Here is an 18,695-nt window from a genome sequence, read left to right on the forward strand (position 1 = left end):
AGAATTATTGGGTGCCCATTGACAAAGATATTGCGAACCCTCAAGAAGAAACTTATCTGACGCCGGCCAAGGTTATTGGCTGGCGTACCGTTGTACATAATGATCCAGTCAATCTTATGGGATATGTGCAGTGGGTATTCGAATCGTATTTCGGAATGGACATCGAATCTGCCTATAAATGTATGCTGAAAGTCCATCACCGTGGACGTGCGATTGTGTCCACTGGAAGTCGTGAAGCGATGGAGAAGGATGCTGCAGCAATGCATAAGTTCGGCTTACGTGCCACGATCGAGGAGGATGCACAATGATGGCGTTTCGTCCGACGCGCGGCGGATACGAAGCGCGCGCAACCGACGATGAGCGTGCCATGCTCGCATCTCTTGCCAGTGACTTGGTGTTCATGATGGGCTCAGATATGAACCGTGAAGTTGAGCGGCGCGAAGAAGTTGCTGGGCGCAACGGTAGTACGGATGCAGATTTTTTTGATGCTCTTGAGCTTGAACTTGCCGGTGTAGAAGAGGCTGCACACGCCGCCGTCGCCGACGAGCCACAGATGAATTTCGACGATGATCTTCCCAGCGATTACGCCATGGAAGTGCTCTTCCCAGACATGAGTGAGAATCCGCAAGAAGCTCAAACACTGCGAGAGCTGACAGAGGATTCTATTGCTGGTGGGAAAATTGAAAATCTCACGACATTTTTTATGCAACTTAACGCCATCGAGACTCCTGCCAATGCCGGGGATAGTGCAATGAGCATTGGAGACCGTGTGTGGGTGTCGAACGAGGATGCGTCTGCGTGGCTCGCATCTTTGAACGATATCCGTTTGGTTCTTGCCGCTCGTTTGGAAATCGATTCCGATGAAAAAGCAACGGAAATTTTTGAACGTGCGGGCCTGTTCACCACTCACTCGAATCGTATGGCCGATGATATCCCGGAAGTATCCACCCCTGAAGACATGATGGCTGTGCTTTACGCTATGTCAACCTGGTGGCAAGAATCGCTCGTGGCTTCTGTCCGGGCGAAGGAGGCGCGTCGATGAATAATGCCCCAATCGGAGTTTTTGACTCAGGGGTGGGCGGACTGACAGTTGCTCGCGCGATTATTGATCAGCTCCCTGGAGAATCTATCACCTATATTGGTGACACAAAATATGCGCCATACGGGCCGCGTCCCATCGCTCAGGTGAGAAAGCTTGCCTTGGGGGTGATGGATCAGTTAGTGGATCAAGGCGTCAAAATGCTTGTGATCGCGTGCAATACAGCATCATCAGCGGTGCTTCATGACGCTCGTGAGCGGTATCAACGTGTGGGGATTCCTGTCATTGAAGTGATTCAGCCAGCCGTGCGTCGTGCGATGGCATCCACTCGCCACCGCAATATCGGTGTGATCGGCACTCAAGGAACAATCAACTCGGGCGCTTACGCTGATGCGTTCGCGGCTGCGGTGGACGTGAAGCTTACGACGCAGGCGTGTCCAGCATTCGTCGAATTTGTTGAACGTGGAATCACTACTGGTTCGCAGCTACTTGAGAAAGCTCAGGAATACCTTACTCCTGTTCGTGACGCCGGTGTTGACACTCTCGTTTTGGGCTGTACTCACTATCCCTTGCTTACGGGCGTGATTTCTTATGTGATGGGCGACGACGTCACGCTGGTCTCAAGTGCAGAAGAAACAGCAAAAGATGTCTATCGCACGCTGGTTGCGAACGATATGCTCGCCGATGGGATCGCGCCACAATACCGTTTTATGGCAACGAGTGATCCCGAAGAATTCGGGCGTCTTGCGCGTCGGTTCCTTGGCCCCGAAGTGATGGGCGCGACGCAGATCAATCACGAGGAGGACAGCGAATGAAACTCACGGTGATCGGATGCTCGGGGTCGATGTCTGGCCCGGCGTCGGCATCGTCATCCTATTTGGTTCAGAGCAGTGCCGGTGGGGAAGTGCTCCTGGATCTGGGAGCAGGAACGATCGGAAATCTTCAAAATCACATCGACCCGCTCAGCCTCGATGCTATTGCTTTGAGCCATCTTCATGCTGATCACTGTGGTGACCTTGCGGCGATGCACGTCTATCGCCGCTGGCATCCGGATGCACCCGGTACGCCCATCCCCGTGTATGCTCCATCTGATGCGGACAAGCGGTTGCAACAACTTGCTGACGATCCGGTCGATGAAGACTATGGGCCGGAGTTCGATTTCCATGTGGTGTGTCCGGGCGACGGTGTCGAAGTTGCAGGTTTGCGCATCTCGTTCTGCCAAGCGTGGCATACGGTTCCGGCTCTCGGCATGTTAGTGGAGGATATCGAAGACGGCGGTCGTTTCTTCTACACCGGAGACTCAGACTTGAGTGATGAACTCGTCGCTGCGGCATCTCAAGCCGATCTTATTGTGTCTGAAGCTGCATTCGAAGAGGGACGAGACACTGTGCGTGGAGTTCATATGACTGGTGTTCGTGCTGGCCAACTGGCTGCCCGCGCTGCCGACGCTGCTGGTCGTTTCCGGCCCGATGGGCAGCTTGTGCTCACCCATCTTCAGCCGTGGACGAGCACTCAAAAGACGCTTACCGATGCTGCAAGCGTCTTCGACGGCCCGATCGAGGCTGCACGCAAGGATGCGTTCTATTTAATTTAAGATGATTTCTTTGTTTGGCCGCTAAATCTAGAGGAAAGAATGAAAATAAAAAGTCCTGTTGCATTAACCGTTTCATTGTTATTCGCACTTCTCGGGGGCGCGGAATAGTGGATTAGTCATTCTCTGTTACGAGTGGCGGCGCCTGTTTTATCTCTCATCATGTCAAGCGCGTTATGCTTGAGACATGACTGAATTCTCTCGCAAAGACGGGCGCGCCACCGATGAACTGCGCCCAGTGACTATTACCCGCAACTATCTTGAAGCTGGGGAAGGCTCAGTTCTGGTGGAGTTTGGCCGCACGAAAGTTTTGTGCGTGGCCTCTTTTACTGTAGGAGTGCCGCGCTGGCGTAAAGACTCGGGTCTTGGCTGGGTGACCGGCGAATATGCGATGTTGCCGCGTGCAACTGATACTCGCAACCAGCGCGAGTCAGTCAAGGGCAAAGTTGGCGGACGTACCCAAGAAATCTCTCGACTCATTGGCCGTTCACTTCGAGCAGTTGTTGATTTTGAAGCACTGGGTGAAAACACCATTGTCTTAGATTGTGACGTGCTCCAAGCGGACGGTGGCACCCGTACAGCCTCGATTACCGGCGCTTACGTCGCTCTGGCCGACGCCGTTGCCTGGGGGATCGCCAATGGGCATATCCATCCGCGAGCAGGTAAGCCAGTGCTGCGCGATTCAATTTCTGCAATTTCGGTTGGAATAATTGATGATCATGCGTGCCTGGATTTGCCCTACGAGGAAGACTCACGTGCGCAAACCGATATGAATGTGGTGATGACCGGTAGCGGAAAATTCATTGAGATTCAGGGTACCGCTGAAGGCGAGCCCTTCTCGCGTACTGAACTCGGTCAACTGCTTGATCTGGCCGAAAAGGGCAACCGCGAACTGGCACAACTTCAGAAATCGGTATGCGAATGAAACTTATTTTTGCCACCCATAATGCGCATAAGGTTGAAGAACTCGATGCAATTTTGAGGCCACTGATCCCAGAGCTAGCAGGGATTGACGCAGCAACTTCGTTAGGAATTGACGAACCTGTTGAAAATGCCGTGAGTTTCGAAGGAAATGCCCTCATCAAGGCGCGTGCAGTTGCTCAAGCGACTGGGCGCCCAGCCCTCGCTGATGACTCAGGGATCAGCGTGGACGTTCTTGGGGGAGCTCCGGGCATTTTCTCTGCGCGGTGGAGCGGCGTCCACGGCGATGACATCGCGAATGTTGCACTTCTCTTGGCCCAGCTTGCCGATGTCCCAGTGGAACATCGGGGTGCGGAATTCATCTGCGCCGCTGCTCTCGTAATACCAGACGGACGTGAATTCACTCAGATTGGTCGTGTGCGTGGAACTTTGCGTTATGAACGTAGCGGGGAAGGAGGCTTCGGATATGATCCGATTTTCCAGCCTGAGGGATTCGATGTGACGGCCGCTGAGCTGAAAGCCGAGCAGAAGAATGCGATCTCGCATCGTGCGCAAGCATTCAGTGCATTTGCCCCTGTGATACGTCGCGAGGTCTTTTCTCAGGGGCGTTAGTTTCGCTAGAGGCGCTCACGCGTGTAGCCCAGGAATGCGAGTGCGCGCTTGACGATATCTGCGTGCCCGGGGGTCATCTCTGCACATAGTTCGCGCGTATAGAGATCACCTGGGTCAAACCATGTGAAGCCCAAAGCATCGTTTTGTGGCGAGCAGTCTCCCGAAATGGGAACAACGTAACAGAGAGCGACGGCGTGCTGGCGTGAATCGAAGAAGCCCTCACCCGGCGTCGGGAAGTACTCGCCAATAGTAAACGGAACCATCGAAGCTGGGATTCTCGGTAGCGCCATGAGACCGAGATCCTTTTCGAGGTGGCGCACGACGGCTGCTCGCACGGTTTCGTGGAAGAGAACACGTCCTGACACGATTGACCGTGAAATCGAGTCGTCGCTGCCCTGAAGGAGAAGGCCGACGGCTTCAACTTGGCCAGTTTCGCCTAAGCGCACAGGAACCACATTCACGTAGAGCATCGGAACCTTGTGACGCACAAATTCCAACTCTTCCGGGCTCAGCCAAGAGGCCATCTCTTCCATTCCATCCATAGTGTCATTGTGCCCTCTCATGAGGCAGAAAAGTGAGAGTGTGCGCCACTGGTGAACGTATGAAATGGTCGCACCGCGCATCTTCTCGTCACCGGGCGTGGCATGATGTCAATATGACGAAATACGAAAAGCCGATGATGGCCTTCGCCGCAGCCTTTGCAACTGCCATGGCGGCGATTGGCTGGTACACCCTGATTAAATCTGGATGGAATTGGATGGTTCTGATCCTCGTTCTCGTAGCAACCGCGCTTGTCGCAGGGAGCTGGTGGGCATTTTCATCCAGGCTTTTGAATGCAGTCGCTGGGTGCATGTTGGGAGTGGCCTTTTTGACGCCGACAGAGTTTGGTTACATTCCGATGATTGTCGGGTTCGTGGTCTTTGCTCTGCTGGTGAGCCTGCGGCTTTTCAATGAGCTAGATCAAGGAGGAACACGATGACATTCGAGGTGGGCCAGAAGGCTCCTGATTTCACATTACCGACTGCCGGTGGAGGGGAAGTTACTCTCCACGAGGTTATTGCTCAAGCAAACAAAGGCGTCATCGTATATTTCTACCCACGTGCCATGACTCCAGGTTGCACAAAGGAAGCGTGCGATTTCCGCGATAGTGAAAATTCGTTGAAAAGTGCCGGGTATTCGGTGATCGGAATTTCTCCTGATTCTGTTGAGCGACTTGAAAAGTTCACGCAGAAGGAATCGTTGAACTTCCCGTTGGCGTCGGACGAGGATAAGGCCGTGGCGACTGAGTGGGGAGCTTACGGCGAGAAGAAAAACTACGGCAAGATCTCAATGGGGATTATTCGGTCAACGTTCATTATCGACACTGACGGAACTTTTGTTCAGACAATGTACAACGTCAAGGCCACCGGTCATGTGGCGCGTGTGCGCAAGAGTCTGGGAATTGACGCTTAGAGTTTTTCTTTTGCTGCTCTGGCCGCTATGCTAGGGGAGCACGCGCGAGTGGCGGAATTGGTAGACGCGCTAGATTTAGGTTCTAGTGCCTTTGGGTGTGGGGGTTCGAGTCCCCCCTCGCGCACCGTTAAAATGGCTCTATATCAACGATTTGTAAAAGCGTTCAGAGTCGGGTGTGTACTTGCGTACACGCCAGAGTGAAATAAGGTACGAGTATGGGGTGCAGGTTATCAGCAAACCTACACCCCATATCCCATGCCTGAGTTTATTTCTTCGACTTATCAGCTTGTGAACTGCCCGAGTATAACTTCTCAATAGCAGGGGCGAAGCGTCGATTAACTTCGGCACGCTTTACCTTGAGCGATGGTGTCAGCAGGCCGTTTTCCACAGTGAAATCGGTGGGAAGTACGGAGAACTTGCGAATTGATTCCGCGCGTGACACTTGCTTATTTGTTTTATCGATAGCGCGACCGAGTGATTCGAGTACAGCAGGATGCTTTGCGGCAGTGTACATGTCCATCGTCGTTTCGAGTCCATGAGCCGCGAGCCAGCCTGGAAGCATATCGGCATCGAGTGTGATAAGCGCTGAAACGAAAGGACGCTGATCGCCGATCGCAACAATCTGCGAGATCAACGGATGCGAACGCAATGGATCTTCGAGAACAGCAGGGGAGACATTCTTGCCGCCAGCGGTGACAAGAAGTTCCTTCTTTCGGCCAGTAATCGTCAGATAGTTGGCCTTGTCGAGTTCGCCGATATCCCCAGTGTGGAACCAGCCCTCAGAGTCGAATACGGCGTCCGTTGCCGCTTGATTATTGCGGTAGCCGCGGAACAAATGTGGGCCCTTAATCATGACTTCACCGTCATCGGCAATCTTGTACGACGTCCCCGGCATTGGTAAACCAACCGTGCCCATGCGAATGGCCTTCGGAGGATTGACTGACGTGGCTCCGGTTGCTTCGGTCAGGCCATAGGCTTCAAGCACCTTCAAACCAATTCCACGGTAGAAGTGACCCAGGCGCTTTCCGAGCGGCGCGCCTGCAGAGACTGCCCAGTCCACCTGTTCGCCGATCACATCAGTAATCTTGGACCACACAAGTTTGCGGGCGAGTTTCACCTTGAGCGTCAGGAAAGGACCTGCATGGCGTGAGGACGAATCGACGGCGACCTGCGCAGCCCAGCGGAAGATCTTGCGTTTAATGCCGCCACCCGCCTTGGTCTCCGCAGCATTGTAGATTTTCTCTAGAACGCGTGGGACAACGAGCAAAGCGGTGGGCTTGAACGACGTAATATCTGCCACCAGGCTCTTGATATTAGGCGCGTGTCCAGCCACTCCGCTTCCGGCGATGATGAAGTAGAAAACTACGCGAGCCATCACATGTGCCATCGGCAGGAAGAAGAGCACACGAGTGTCTTTGGACATCGTGATGGTGGGGAGGAACTTATGAACTTCCAACGTCGTGGACACAAAGTTACCGTGAGTAAGCTCCACACCCTTGGGATTTCCCGTTGTTCCAGACGTGTAAATCACGGTGGCAAGAGAATCCATGGTGAGGTTCTTTTTACGACGATCAATTTCTGCATTGTCTACGTCTGCAGCAGCAGCGTAGAGGTGAGAAATCGCATCACCAGCAAATGAGATAACTTTCATCAGCTCTGGGGTCGCAACAGATTCGACAACCGCTTTTTGCGCTTCGGTCTCCGTGATGACGTATTTGACGTTGGCGTCTTCGAGGATCCATCGAACCTGCTGAGCGGAGTCAGATTCGTAGATCGGGACCACAACGAGTCCTGCTGACAGCGCTGCCATATCGATGAGGTTCCAGTTATAGGAGGTCGCGGCGAAAATGGCGATCGAATCACCTTCCGCAAGTCCTTCCCCGACAAAGCCTCGTGCAACAACGCGAATATCGGCCTGGAACTCCGCCACAGTCATTGGTGACCAGGTGCCAAGCGACACTTGGCGTTCGATTGCCACCTGCTTCGGTGCGCGCTTCTCCCTCTCATCAAGCATCCACGGGATATTCATCCAGTGCTTGGTGTGAACGAGAGACTTGCGGGTGACGCTTCCGTCACGGTTCTTCTTCATCAAACCTTCTTTCTTGGCGGATTCGCAGGTAATGCCAACTTTAAGAGCGTGGCGCGCTGAGCGCTACCGCATTGGTGAGGACATCGGCTATCTTTTTCCGGAGCGCGCTCCCTTTTGTGTAAGCTTCGCGTTGAGCAGCAACGTATTGTGCCCGCCCTTGCGCGGTTTCCACTGGAATAGGCTCGACGCCGATTGAGCGAGAATCGTAGGGGCTGGCGGCTTGGTCAATTCGACGTGCGGCAAGTGCGACGTCGTACGCTTCAATGGCCCACTCGCTTGGGAAGAGAGGAGCGAATTGCAGACATACCCGCAGCAGATCCATTGTGACGTGTATACAGCCAGGCTGCTCGTTATCCATCACTGTTTCATAGGCCGGTTGGGTGGCGTTGAGCGGTATAGCATCTGGGTGAAAAAACTGGAAGGCATCAAAGTGAGTGCATCGGATATGTGCCTTTTCCACGACTCGGTCAGTTTCTTCTCGTCCGAGCCGAAGGGGAAGTTTGTGACGCAGGTGAGGGGCGTGGTAGACCATCGCCCACTCGTGCCATCCGAAACATGAAAAACGGGGCTCACGTTTGAGAAGTTTGTTTTGAAGCTGGGCTTGGAAGGTGAGTCCTTTCGCACGCTCCGCAAAGTAACGAGGAGAAAGGACGACGACGTCGCCATCCCTTACGTACCAGCGATCAGTCGAGCGTTTCTCCCACCACGCAAGCGCTTCGGGGTGGAGGGGACGTCTAAGCCCGATACCGCTGTTGTCGGAAATACCGGGGTGCCATACGGAGAACCTGCCGGGGCGCAACGGAAAATATTCGTAGAGAAAATCTTCCATCGCGTTAGGGACGTGGGCGCTTTGACGTTCGAGGCGGCCCCGTGTTCGGCTTTCTGCAGCTTTGCGATGTGCGATGGCGCGTGACCACCACTGTTCTTCTTCCAGCACAATCATGAAACAAGTGTGTCAGGTTTTGCCTTAAAGTGAGTACATGAAGATTGTGCGACTTTCACTTGAATCTGGGCCACGTTTCGGTGTGGCGGATGACACGGGTAACTATCACATCATCGCTGGTGATCCGATTTATTCGGGTATTGAACAGACGGGAAAAACTGTTCGCCAGCAGGAGGCAAACCTGGTGTCTCCGATGATCCCACGCTCAAAAGTTGTTGGAGTTGCAGGGAACTTTGGCCAAGACGTTGATGGTCTAACTTTCCTCAAGCCAAACACTTCAGTGGTTGGTCCGGATGTGCCGATTACCATCCCCGCCTGGGCGACCTCCGTAGTGGTTGCCGGTTCGCTTGCAGTGGTGATTAAGCGTATTTGCAAAGACATTGAGCCTGAGCACGCCAAAGACGTAATTTTCGGTTACACCGCAGCCATCGAAGCCACCGACGAAGGTGCATTGGCGAAAGGACAGCTTACTGAGGCGAAAGGTTTCGATACCTCGTTGCCGCTTGGACCTGTCATCGAAACTGCATTGGACACGTCTGGATGTGACATCACCCTGGAAGTCAACGGCGAGGTGCGAGCCAGTGGAAATACTGCGGATTTCACGCAGTCGGTGGGGGAGATCGTCTCTCGGATGTCAAAGATCTTCACGCTTCTCCCTGGCGATGTCATCTTGCTCGGGCATCCAGGTGAGCTTGTTCCTGTGAAAGCTGGCGACGAGATTCACCTCACGATCGAGGGAATTGGTACCTTGAGAAATCCTGTTGCGTAAAAGTGGGCATGGCATCGGGGTGACACATCACCGATGATGTGTCACCCCTGTTAGCGAAGCTTAAGTGCTGACTCGATACGTTTGATAACTTCAGCGAACACGGCTGGCGGTACAGCAATCATCATCCGGACAAAATGATCTAAGCCTGGGCCCTGCTCGGCGCCTGGGGTCAATGCGAGTCCAAACTTTTCGAGGTGCGTTGCTACATCCACATCTGCGGGGAAAAGTCCCATTGACTGCGCGCCTGAAAAATCAAGCCAGGCGATGTAGGTCGCTTCCATTGGAGTTAACGTGACGCCTGGCCATGTTGCTGCACGTGCGGCAAGTTCATCGCGGTTTGCCCGGATGACTTCCAAGGCGCGTCGTTGCCAATCCCAGCATTCATTGTAAGCAACTGTTTGGGCCACAACACCGAGTGTGGAGACCGCTAGCTCACCAGCGTCGAAAGCCGGCGCTAGCGTAGTGAGATCCTCTGCATTCGTAAAGATGACTTGTGCTGCTTTGAAACCAGCGAGATTCCACCCTTTCGACGCCGACGTCGTCGTGATCGACTGGCGGGCAGAGTTTTCCGACACGGTGGCGTAGGGGATATGTGTTCCTTCCATAACGAAAGGTGAATGTATTTCGTCGGCGATCACGCGCGTGCGCGGAAATCGTTCAAGAAGTGCATCCAAGGAGGCGAGCTCTTTAGCTGTATAGACGCGTCCGGTGGGATTAGCTGGATTGACCAGGAGGAACACTGCTGCGCCGATTGTGAGTTCTTTTTCAAGAGCGGTGAGGTTAAAGGTTGATTTCCCATTGACGTTGATAAGTGGAATCTCGACCATCTGCCTTCCCGTGCGAGGTAAGAGATGGCGGAAACCTTTGTAGCCAGGTGTGAAAACGAGGACACGTTCGCCGGGCCGAGAAAGCGATGTGATGAGCTTGTCGACAATGGTGACGACATCAGGGGCGATTCTCACATATGCGGGGTCCACTGTCAGTCCGTTGCGTGCGACGAAGCTGGAAGTTGCTTCTCGGAGGCCTGCGAGTTGACGCGGTTCGAGGTAGCCCACTGCGGTGCTGGCAAGATAGCGACAGATTGCGTGTTGAATCTGAGGAGCAATGCCGAAATCCATCTCTGCCTGCCACAATTGGAACGGGCGCTGTGGGTCGGCCCACTTGAGCGAGCCAGAGGAGCGAAGATCACTGAGAGTAGAATCAAATCCCATATATGGAGCATAGCTCACTGTGAAGCTGGCCACCTTGAAAATCACAGGACAATGTTCATGAGATTTTTTCGGTATTGAAAGTGTTGTGGGCCACCTTGTGCTCAGGACGTTCGACTGCCACCGACGTCGGGAGGGGACTAGAATAAGGCTACTATGACTACTATGCCTCCTGCGGATACGATCCGCGTTCGTTTTTGTCCGTCGCCCACCGGCACACCGCATGTCGGCATGGTGCGTACCTGCCTTTTCAACTGGGCCTATGCCCGCCATGTCGGCGGCACATTTGTGTTCCGTATTGAGGACACCGATGCTGCGCGCGACTCCCAAGAGTCTTATGAGCAGATTCTTGATTCGCTTCGTTGGCTGAATCTGGACTGGGATGAGGGAGTGGAAGTCGGTGGCCCCCATCCGCCGTACCGCCAAAGTGAGCGCATGGATATCTACAAAGATGTGGCTGCCAAGCTCCTTGAAGCTGGATACGCCTACGAATCTTTCTCCACGCCACAGGAAATTGAAGATCGTCATCGCGCCAAGGGAGAAGATCCGAAGCTCGGATATGATGGTTTTGACCGCGATTTGACCGATGAACAAAAGGCCGCATTCCGCGCAGAAGGCCGCCAGCCAGTGTTGCGTATTCGTATGCCTGATGAGGATCTGACTTTCAACGATTTGGTTCGTGGAGAAATCACATTCAAGGCTGGCTCTGTGCCAGATTACGTCATCGTTCGTGGCAACGGTGATCCTCTGTACACACTGACCAACCCAATCGACGATGCGATGATGGAGATCACCCACGTTCTTCGCGGTGAGGATATTCTGTCGTCAACACCGCGTCAGCTGGTGCTCTATCGTGCTCTGATTGAACTTGGAATTGCCAAGTGGACGCCGTACTTCGGACACCTGCCCTACGTGATGGGGGAGGGAAACAAGAAGCTCTCCAAGCGTGACCCAGAATCGAATCTTCTGCTTCACCGTGAGCGCGGTATGATCCCTGAGGGGCTACTCAATTACTTGTCACTTCTGGGCTGGTCGTTCTCCGCAGACCAGGACGTCTTCTCTCAGGAACAGCTCGTGGAGAAGTTCGATATCCACGATGTTAATCCAAACCCCGCACGTTTCGATGACAAGAAGTGTGTGGCCATTAATGCTGAGCATATCCGTATGCTTGAGCCGGCTGATCTTGCCGTCCGTCTCGTTCCTTTCCTGTTCAAAGCTGGTGCGCTGTCGAACGAGAAGTACGATCTACTTTCGCAGACCGAGCGCACCTACCTCGATGCGGCCGCGCCGCTGGTTCAGACCCGTATCCAGCTCCTCGGTGAAGCTCCAGCGCTAATGGGCTTCCTCTTCGCAGGGGCTGATGAACTCGAGTACAACGAGAAGGCAGTCGGTAAACTCAAGGACTTCACGCCAGAAGTTCTTGCGAAAGCATCGCAGGTGTTTGGTGAGCTTGAGGAGTTCACACCCGAAACGATCAAGGCAGCATTCGATGAGAAGGTCGTCGAAGCGATGGAAATTAAGCCGCGTTTCGCATACGCCCCTCTGTTCGTTGCAATGACCGGGACTAATGTATCGATCCCTGTGGTAGATTCGATGGCCATTCTCGGTAAGGAAGAAACAGTCAAGCGTATTGAACGTTTTGCAGCTACGTTCTGATGCGTCCAGTGGGAGGGGTGAAGATAAGAGTTTTCTTGTCCTCACCCCTCCCACTGTTGTAGGCAAAGAAGCGCGTGGGCTCAAGTGTTGTCTGGAGTGTGGGTGTCGCTCGTGAATTGCGCGTGAGGGTACTCACTTGATCTGGATTTGCTTCGTTGAGTCAGATCTGGCTATTATATTTCTCGTTGCGGTTCGGAAAGAATCCGCACCATATTGGGGTATGGTGTAATTGGCAGCACGAGTGATTCTGGTTCATTTAGTCTAGGTTCGAGTCCTGGTACCCCAGCGATATAGCTGCTAGCTATCTCAAGCGATTATTCGCAAGGCCCCGTTCGTCTAGCGGCCTAGGACGTCGCCCTCTCACGGCGGTAACACCGGTTCAAATCCGGTACGGGGTACGAATTAGAAGTAATTCTAATGACAAATAAATAAGCAAGGCCCCGTTCGTCTAGCGGCCTAGGACGTCGCCCTCTCACGGCGGTAACACCGGTTCAAATCCGGTACGGGGTACAAATGAAAAGATCCGATCAATCGATCGGATCTTTTCATTGCCCGCAGTGGTGGTAGGGAGACGGTATCTTTCCTACCACCACTGGTTTACGAGTGTCTGAATTTAGAGCGACATCAGAAGGAGCCATCAAGTTTCGTCTCAACGACAACCTTCTGATTGACGAATTCCTTCAAGCCCCATTCGATCAATTCGCGGCCAAAACCGGACAGCTTCGTGCCGCCAAACGGTACATCCGCCTTCACACCCGTGGGTTGGTTCCAATAGACCATGCCTGTATCGAGCTTGCGGGCGACGTCGGTGAAACGCTCCTTGTCCGACGTGAAGACAGAACCGCCCAAACCGAACGGTGATGCGTTCGCAACTTCGATCGCTTCAGCTTCATCCTTGACTCGGTAAAGCTGGGTGACCGGACCGAAGAACTCTTCACGTGAGGTCTGCGAACCTGCAGGAATATCCGTCATGAGAATCGGTGCAAAGAAGTGACCGGTTTCGGGGACCTCAAAATCAAACTCTTCGATCGTCACGCCATCGCGTGCCTTCGCCTCTTCGACTTGTTTCTTGAGCCCGTCTACAGCCGAGGCCGACGACAGTGGTGCGAGAGTTGTCGCAGGATCCATCGGATCTCCCAACACGAACTTCTTCACTTCATCGCGGTACACCTCAAGGAAACGCTCATAGAGTGGCTCGACGACGATGAGTCGCTTTGACGAGCAGCACACCTGTCCACCGTTCCAATGACGTCCGAAGGCTGCCCACTTTGCTGCCTTCTCGACGTCGGCGTCATCCAGAACAATGAATGCATCAGCGCCGCCGAGTTCCAGGGTGGACTTCTTGATGTACTTTGATGCTGTCGCGGACACAGCAGCGCCTGCAGGCTCCGAGCCGGTCAGCGCGACGCCGCGCACGCGTGGGTCGGAGAGAATTTGCTCGGTTGCATCGTGCGAGGCGAAGATATTGACAAGCAGACCTTCTGGCGCACCAGCACGACGGAAGAGCTCTTCCATCTTCAAGGCCGACTGCGGAACGATCGATGCGTGCTTGAGTACGATCGTGTTGCCAGCCGTAAATTGCGGAGCGCCGATACGAATCACCTGGTAGTAGGGGAAGTTCCAGGGTTCAACTGCATAGATCACTCCAAGCGGCTCGAAATAAGCTTTTACTTCGCCATCGGCAAATCCCTTTGCAGGGATGACTTCTGGAGCAAGAAGCTCTTCACCTTTCTCGACGTAGTACTCAAGCATTCCAATGCACAAGTCAACCTCGAGTTCGGCCTCGCCAATCAGTTTGCCCATCTCGGTGGTGAGAACTTTTGCGTACTCGTGGCGTTCCTCCTTCAGAATCTCAGCAGCTTTTGCGAGCACTTTCACGCGCTCGGAGATTGGCAGATTCTTCCAATTATGGAAGGTAGCATCAGCTTTCATGATGGCCGCTTCAACATCTTCATGTGTCGCAGTTGGAAATTCTGCTTCAACTTTTCCAGTGAACGGATTCGTGGTTACGTATGCCATTGTTAACTCCTCACATATCGCGCCGTCGCGATGAGAAACTGTGACCGACATCATTGCCGGATTTCTTCAAGCATAGCACCCAGATCCTGTTTTGTGGGTAATTAGTCCTACGTCCATAGCGAACTTAAGTCCTACCTGAGTGGAGGAGCGTTTTTCGTTGCATAGGTATGAACAGCGTCAGTAGACAAAGTGGGCGGATGACTGTCGAACCTGATGTCGTCAAAGGAAATGAGTACTTCCGTGCGACATGTCAGGTGACGTCATCCGCCCACATGATAGGTGTGATAACCCTAGGCAAGTCCTCGACGTTCAAGGAGAGCAGCGGAGTCGGGTTCATGGCCAACGAGTGCCAAGAACGAGTCCATCACAGGGCGTGAGGAACCACGTGAAAGTAGCTCTTCAACATAGCGACGGCCGACGGTGCGATTGAACCCGCGATCCTCTCCTTGCTCACCCCACCACTTTTGGACCTCAGCAACCAGCACATCAGCCCACAGATACGAGTAGTAGCCGGCGTCGTATCCACCCGAGAAAGTGTGAGCAAAGTACGCGCTGCGATAACGAGGTGGCACAAATGTGATGCCATGGGAAGCGAGTGCCGATTGTTCGAAGGCGTCGATATCCTCTGGAACAGCGTTGGGTGTGAGGCGATGCCACTCCTGGTCTACAATCATCGCAGCAGTGAGCTCACTTGTAGCGTAGTCTTCACCAAATGTCCTCATCGACACGAGTGTGTCGATGAGCTCCTGCGGCAGAGGCTCACCGGTCTTGTAGTGTCGGGCATAATTTGCCAGAACCTGTGGATCCCATGCCCACATTTCGTTGAGTTGCGAGGGCATCTCCACGAAATCGCGTGGAACGTGAGTGCCTGAGCGGCCGCGATAGGTGACATTCGACAGCAAACCGTGAAGTGCGTGGCCAAATTCGTGGAAGAGGGTGATGACGTTATCCCAGGTCAATAGTAACGGCTCGCCGTCTTTTGGTTCGGGGAAGTTGGTGTTGTTCAAAATGACTGGTTGAGTGCCATCATGAGCTGAGTTCAACATCACGGAGTGCATCCACGCTCCGCCCTTCTTGCCTGGGCGGTGGTAGTAGTCAGCTTGGAACAGGCCGATCCCGCGACCGTTTTCGTCCTTGACTTCCCATGTCAACATCGTCGGGACATAACCAGCGATGTCGGGACGTGGAGTGAACGTGATGCCGTAGAGTTGCTGAGCGGCAAAAAATACGCCCTTCTCGACCACATTTTCCAACAGGAAATATGGACGCATCGCGTCGTCGTCGAGTCCGAAACGCGCACGCAATTTTTCTGCGTAGTAGGGCCAGTCTGCTGCAGTGAATTCCTCAAGTCCATCAGCGTGTGCCATCGCGCGCAACTTCTGGCCCTCAGTTTCCACCGCTGCCATGGCCTTTTCCATGACGGAGTCGAGAAGTTCCATGATTTTTTCTGAAGATCCTGCCATCTCGCGTTGGGCAACCACCTCGGCGTGGTGTGGGAAACCAAGTAGCGCAGCTCGCTCAGCACGGAGTGAGACAATCTTCTTTACCAAAGCTCGAGAATCCGACGATGGGTGCGCTCCAAGCCCGCGGCTCAGCGACGCCTCATGCAGCTTTTGACGTGTCTCATGTCGGGCTAGGGTAGCCAGGGGTGGCTGCGAGGTGAAATTTGCCAGAGGAATGCGGTACGTCCCGTTGTCTTGACGCCATTGCTCAAGCTCAGATGTCGAAGCACCTTCGAGCTCAGCAACATCATCGATGATGAGAGCATTATCCGACATCGCTTGTACGACGCAATGTCCGAATTCGATTGTTGCCAAAGAGAGCTCTTGATCGATTTCTCGCAGGCGGTTTGCCTCTTCGCCTTCTAATTCCACCCCATGCATACGGAATGCTTTCAGGGTGTCGGCAAACCAGGTTTGTACTTCCTCGCTCTCGTCCGAAACATCGAGTGACGCCAATCGTTGGTACAGCGCTTTATTGAAATAGAAAGCAGCCTCGTGCTCAGTGAGTTTCGGGCCAAGCTCGGCTTCAATGGGGGCGTAGGTTTCTCCGCCAATTGAGGAAAAATACGTGAAAATGATTGAGGAGATTCGATCAGTTTCACGTCCAGCATCTTCAATTGCTTCAAGCGTATTAGCCACGGTGGCAGGGGCAGGATTCGCGGCGATTGCCTCCCACTGTTGGCGTTCCGTGGCCATAGCGGCTTCCATCGCGGGCAGAAAATCATCTGGCGAATATGCTTGCCAATCAGGTACACCGTAGGGCAGGGAAGAAGGTTGCATCAATGTATTCATGTGCGCCATTCTACTCGCTCCCAGGAAATGAATTTTCAGACCGTGAGATCGCATATGTGTCGCGAACTAAGCCTCAGATGTCACTATTTAACTGAGTAAGTCGATCAGAGGCTGGGCTGCTGTGTGCCAGGTCCATTTCTCTTCAACCCACTCGCGACCGCGATTTCCCATTGCGCGTGTACGTGCAGGATCCTCCAAGAGGAATCGAATACTGGCGGCGACGGCGTCGGTACTGCGTCCGTTCGTCACGATCCCAGTTTTTGTGTCGATCACGGCTTCTGGCGCACCCCCGGAGTCTCCCGCCACTACCGGACGGCCGGCGGCATAGGCTTCGAGATAAACAATTCCAAGTCCTTCAATATCCAAGCCGCCGCCGCGTGTGCGTGCAGGCATTGCGAAGATATCGGCCATCGAATAGTGAGCAGGAAGTTCGTGGAAGGGGACTTCGCCTGTCAAGATAATGTCAGAGTGTGCTGGGGAAGCAGCTGCGCGTGTGCGCAGAGAATCGCCGTAAGGCCCCTTGCCGACGATGACGAGTTTTGTCCCAGGGAATTGATCGACCACTGCAGGCCACGCATCAATGAGGACATCCTGCCCTTTTCTCGGTACAAGTCGAGAGATGCAGGTAACAACAGGTGTGTGTTGTGCGATCCCGTACCGCGCTCGCAGCATTTCACGGCCGTGAGGATCAAAAGAAAATACTTGAGGGTCAATTGCTCCGTGTAGTTGCATTGTGCGGGTTGAGCCAATGAAGGGAGCCAAACGACGTAAAGTTGCGTCAGTGAGGTAGGTAACGACGTCGGCGTCGGAAAAAACTTTGCGCAGAATCTGACGTGCGCCTGGGAGCATTGACCAGCCGATTTCATGTCCGTGGGTAGTGGAGATGACTTTCGTTGCCCCGGCTTTGCGGGCGGCATTGGCCATGATTCCCAAGGGTGCCGCGGCGCCAAACCAGACGTTGGCAACGTCGTGCTCACGGATCAGCATCTGCATGTGGCGACGGACTGAGGGCAGCGGCAGCATCATCGTTTTGGGATAGCGAACTACCTGGTAGGGCAGTGTGGCATCGTATTGTGCTGCGTGTTTGGCTCCCGACGGCGGAGTTGAGGCATAGACAACGAGCTGCTGCGGGTCCAACTGGGAAGCAAAACCTTCTAAGAAGGTCTGGATCCCGCCAGCCCTCGGAGGGAAATCGTTGGTGACAAGGAGCGTTTTCTTCATGCTTCTAGCCTAACGATCACATCTGTGTACGCGCGAGAATCTGTGTCAGGCGATTTGCAGCGCTCACTACCGCTCCTGCATGAAGTCTGCCGGGTTGCTGGCCCATGCGTTCTGTAGGGCCCGAAATCGACACCGCAGCGATCACGCTTCCATTGCTGGAGCGCACCGGAGCGGAAATCGAAGCGACGCCTGCCTCGCGTTCGCCCACCGACTGCGCCCACCCACGTCGTCGAACAGCGGAAAGTACGGTGGCCGTGAATTTCGCTCCATTCAAGCCTTGGTGAAGCTGTTCGGGGTCTTCCCATGCGAGCAATACCTGTGCCGCCGACCCGGCGTACATGGAAAAGGTTGCGCCCACTGGAATCGAATCGCGCAACCCGATGCTGTGTTCAGCACTGGCGACGCACACACGCATGTCTCCTTGGCGCTTGTAAAGCTGGGCGGATTCGCCTGTGTGGTCACGAAGGGCGACAAGAATCGGGTTCGCCGCAGCCAAAAGGTGGTCTTCGCCGGCGGCCTTGGACAACTCTGCTAGACGTGGGCCAAGGACGAACGAGCCGGAGGAATCACGTGCCAGGAGCCGGTGAAACTCCAGTGCGACGGCGAGCCGGTGAACTGTGGGGCGTGCGAGACCAGTTGCCGCGACCAGGCCAGCGAGCGCCAGTGGGCCATTCTCCAGTGCAGTGAGAACCGCAACAGCTTTGTCGAGTACGCCAACGCCGCTTCCATCAGTGCTTTTCATGCTTAGATTTTGCCATCTCATTTTTCGAGAATCAAGGTTCCACATTATGGTTTGCGTCAGGCAAAGTTGGCGGTATTGGTGTCCGACGGGGCGAAGGTCCGCCTGTGGCAAACAAGCCGTACTCTTTTTCATTTCTGTA

Annotated in this window: 18 protein-coding genes and 4 tRNA genes; 14 read left to right on the forward strand and 8 right to left on the reverse strand. The window is 54.0% G+C overall.

Translation table 11 applies throughout. The annotated features are described in order from the left end of the window. Positions 1–11: 11 nt before the first annotated feature. The 6 genes from clpS (at position 12) to rdgB (ending at position 4,163) form a co-directional block, all read left to right on the forward strand. A complete protein-coding gene (clpS, locus tag P7079_RS02910) occupies positions 12–308 on the forward strand; it encodes an ATP-dependent Clp protease adapter ClpS (protein ID WP_376986802.1) in 297 nt (98 codons plus the stop codon). Then, positions 305–1,042 carry a DUF2017 family protein gene (locus tag P7079_RS02915; RefSeq protein ID WP_278013340.1) on the forward strand — a complete coding sequence of 246 codons (738 nt, stop codon included), beginning with the start codon at positions 305–307 and terminating at the stop codon, positions 1,040–1,042. Before clpS ends, P7079_RS02915 begins: the two co-directional genes overlap by 4 nt. Continuing rightward, complete coding sequence (murI, locus tag P7079_RS02920; RefSeq protein WP_278013341.1) at positions 1,039–1,854, forward strand: glutamate racemase; 816 nt, start codon at positions 1,039–1,041, stop codon at positions 1,852–1,854. Before P7079_RS02915 ends, murI begins: the two co-directional genes overlap by 4 nt. Then, complete coding sequence (locus P7079_RS02925; protein WP_278013342.1) at positions 1,851–2,633, forward strand: MBL fold metallo-hydrolase; 783 nt, start codon at positions 1,851–1,853, stop codon at positions 2,631–2,633. Before murI ends, P7079_RS02925 begins: the two co-directional genes overlap by 4 nt. A gap of 184 nt (positions 2,634–2,817) precedes the next feature. Continuing rightward, positions 2,818–3,555, forward strand: a complete 738-nt coding sequence (gene rph / locus P7079_RS02930) for a ribonuclease PH (protein WP_278013343.1) — start codon at positions 2,818–2,820, stop codon at positions 3,553–3,555. Then, positions 3,546–4,163, forward strand: coding sequence for an RdgB/HAM1 family non-canonical purine NTP pyrophosphatase (rdgB, locus tag P7079_RS02935; RefSeq protein WP_278013344.1), 618 nt, complete (start codon positions 3,546–3,548; stop codon positions 4,161–4,163). The genes rph and rdgB overlap by 10 nt, the downstream gene beginning before the upstream one ends. Before the next feature lie 5 nt (positions 4,164–4,168). On the opposite strand, the gene P7079_RS02940 is transcribed toward rdgB, so the two are convergent. Continuing rightward, on the reverse strand, positions 4,169–4,705 hold the full coding sequence (locus P7079_RS02940) for a DUF4916 domain-containing protein (RefSeq protein WP_278013345.1): 537 nt from the start codon (positions 4,703–4,705) through the stop codon (positions 4,169–4,171). A gap of 113 nt (positions 4,706–4,818) precedes the next feature. Between P7079_RS02940 and P7079_RS02945 the strand changes: the two genes are divergently transcribed. The 3 genes from P7079_RS02945 (at position 4,819) to P7079_RS02955 (ending at position 5,739) form a co-directional block, all read left to right on the forward strand. After that, positions 4,819–5,142, forward strand: a complete 324-nt coding sequence (locus P7079_RS02945; RefSeq protein WP_278013346.1) for a hypothetical protein — start codon at positions 4,819–4,821, stop codon at positions 5,140–5,142. Continuing rightward, positions 5,139–5,615, forward strand: a complete 477-nt coding sequence (gene bcp, locus P7079_RS02950) for a thioredoxin-dependent thiol peroxidase (RefSeq protein WP_278013347.1) — start codon at positions 5,139–5,141, stop codon at positions 5,613–5,615. Before P7079_RS02945 ends, bcp begins: the two co-directional genes overlap by 4 nt. Before the next feature lie 42 nt (positions 5,616–5,657). Next, a tRNA-Leu gene (locus P7079_RS02955) sits at positions 5,658–5,739 on the forward strand. A 141-nt stretch (positions 5,740–5,880) separates the two neighbouring features. Here the strand turns inward: P7079_RS02955 and P7079_RS02960 are convergent. Both P7079_RS02960 and P7079_RS02965 read right to left on the reverse strand, forming a co-directional pair. Then, positions 5,881–7,704, reverse strand: a complete 1,824-nt coding sequence (locus P7079_RS02960; protein WP_278013348.1) for an AMP-dependent synthetase/ligase — start codon at positions 7,702–7,704, stop codon at positions 5,881–5,883. A gap of 40 nt (positions 7,705–7,744) precedes the next feature. After that, positions 7,745–8,647 (reverse strand): 3-methyladenine DNA glycosylase, encoded by a 903-nt coding sequence (locus P7079_RS02965; RefSeq protein ID WP_278013349.1) that lies wholly within the window; start codon positions 8,645–8,647, stop codon positions 7,745–7,747. Positions 8,648–8,684: 37 nt separating this feature from the next. Between P7079_RS02965 and P7079_RS02970 the strand changes: the two genes are divergently transcribed. Next, entirely contained in the window at positions 8,685–9,416 is a 732-nt protein-coding gene (locus P7079_RS02970; RefSeq protein ID WP_278013350.1) for a fumarylacetoacetate hydrolase family protein, read from the forward strand. A gap of 50 nt (positions 9,417–9,466) precedes the next feature. Here P7079_RS02970 and P7079_RS02975 read toward each other — a convergent pair whose 3' ends face one another. After that, the gene (locus P7079_RS02975; protein ID WP_278013351.1) at positions 9,467–10,672 is read right to left on the reverse strand and encodes a MalY/PatB family protein; all 1,206 of its coding nucleotides are present in this window, start codon (positions 10,670–10,672) and stop codon (positions 9,467–9,469) included. A 108-nt stretch (positions 10,673–10,780) separates the two neighbouring features. Here P7079_RS02975 and gltX point away from each other — a divergent pair, with 108 nt between their 5' ends. From gltX to P7079_RS02995, 4 genes are all read left to right on the forward strand, one after another. Further along, complete coding sequence (gene gltX / locus P7079_RS02980) at positions 10,781–12,280, forward strand: glutamate--tRNA ligase (protein ID WP_278013352.1); 1,500 nt, start codon at positions 10,781–10,783, stop codon at positions 12,278–12,280. A 214-nt stretch (positions 12,281–12,494) separates the two neighbouring features. Further along, positions 12,495–12,566: transfer RNA gene (locus tag P7079_RS02985), tRNA-Gln, on the forward strand. Between the two features lie 39 nt (positions 12,567–12,605). Beyond that, positions 12,606–12,678 (forward strand) — tRNA-Glu (locus P7079_RS02990). A gap of 39 nt (positions 12,679–12,717) precedes the next feature. Continuing rightward, positions 12,718–12,790: transfer RNA gene (locus P7079_RS02995), tRNA-Glu, on the forward strand. A 114-nt stretch (positions 12,791–12,904) separates the two neighbouring features. On the opposite strand, the gene P7079_RS03000 is transcribed toward P7079_RS02995, so the two are convergent. The 4 genes from P7079_RS03000 to P7079_RS03015 form a co-directional block, all read right to left on the reverse strand. Further along, complete coding sequence (locus P7079_RS03000; protein ID WP_278013353.1) at positions 12,905–14,299, reverse strand: NAD-dependent succinate-semialdehyde dehydrogenase; 1,395 nt, start codon at positions 14,297–14,299, stop codon at positions 12,905–12,907. A gap of 290 nt (positions 14,300–14,589) precedes the next feature. Then, complete coding sequence (locus P7079_RS03005; protein WP_278013354.1) at positions 14,590–16,593, reverse strand: M3 family metallopeptidase; 2,004 nt, start codon at positions 16,591–16,593, stop codon at positions 14,590–14,592. An 87-nt stretch (positions 16,594–16,680) separates the two neighbouring features. After that, positions 16,681–17,814 carry a glycosyltransferase family 4 protein gene (locus P7079_RS03010; protein WP_278013355.1) on the reverse strand — a complete coding sequence of 378 codons (1,134 nt, stop codon included), beginning with the start codon at positions 17,812–17,814 and terminating at the stop codon, positions 16,681–16,683. A 16-nt stretch (positions 17,815–17,830) separates the two neighbouring features. Then, positions 17,831–18,556, reverse strand: a complete 726-nt coding sequence (locus P7079_RS03015) for an IclR family transcriptional regulator (RefSeq protein ID WP_278013356.1) — start codon at positions 18,554–18,556, stop codon at positions 17,831–17,833. Positions 18,557–18,695: the final 139 nt, after the last annotated feature.

This window comes from Arcanobacterium canis (assembly GCF_029625435.1).
Taxonomy (GTDB): Bacteria; Actinomycetota; Actinomycetes; order Actinomycetales; family Actinomycetaceae; genus Arcanobacterium; species Arcanobacterium canis.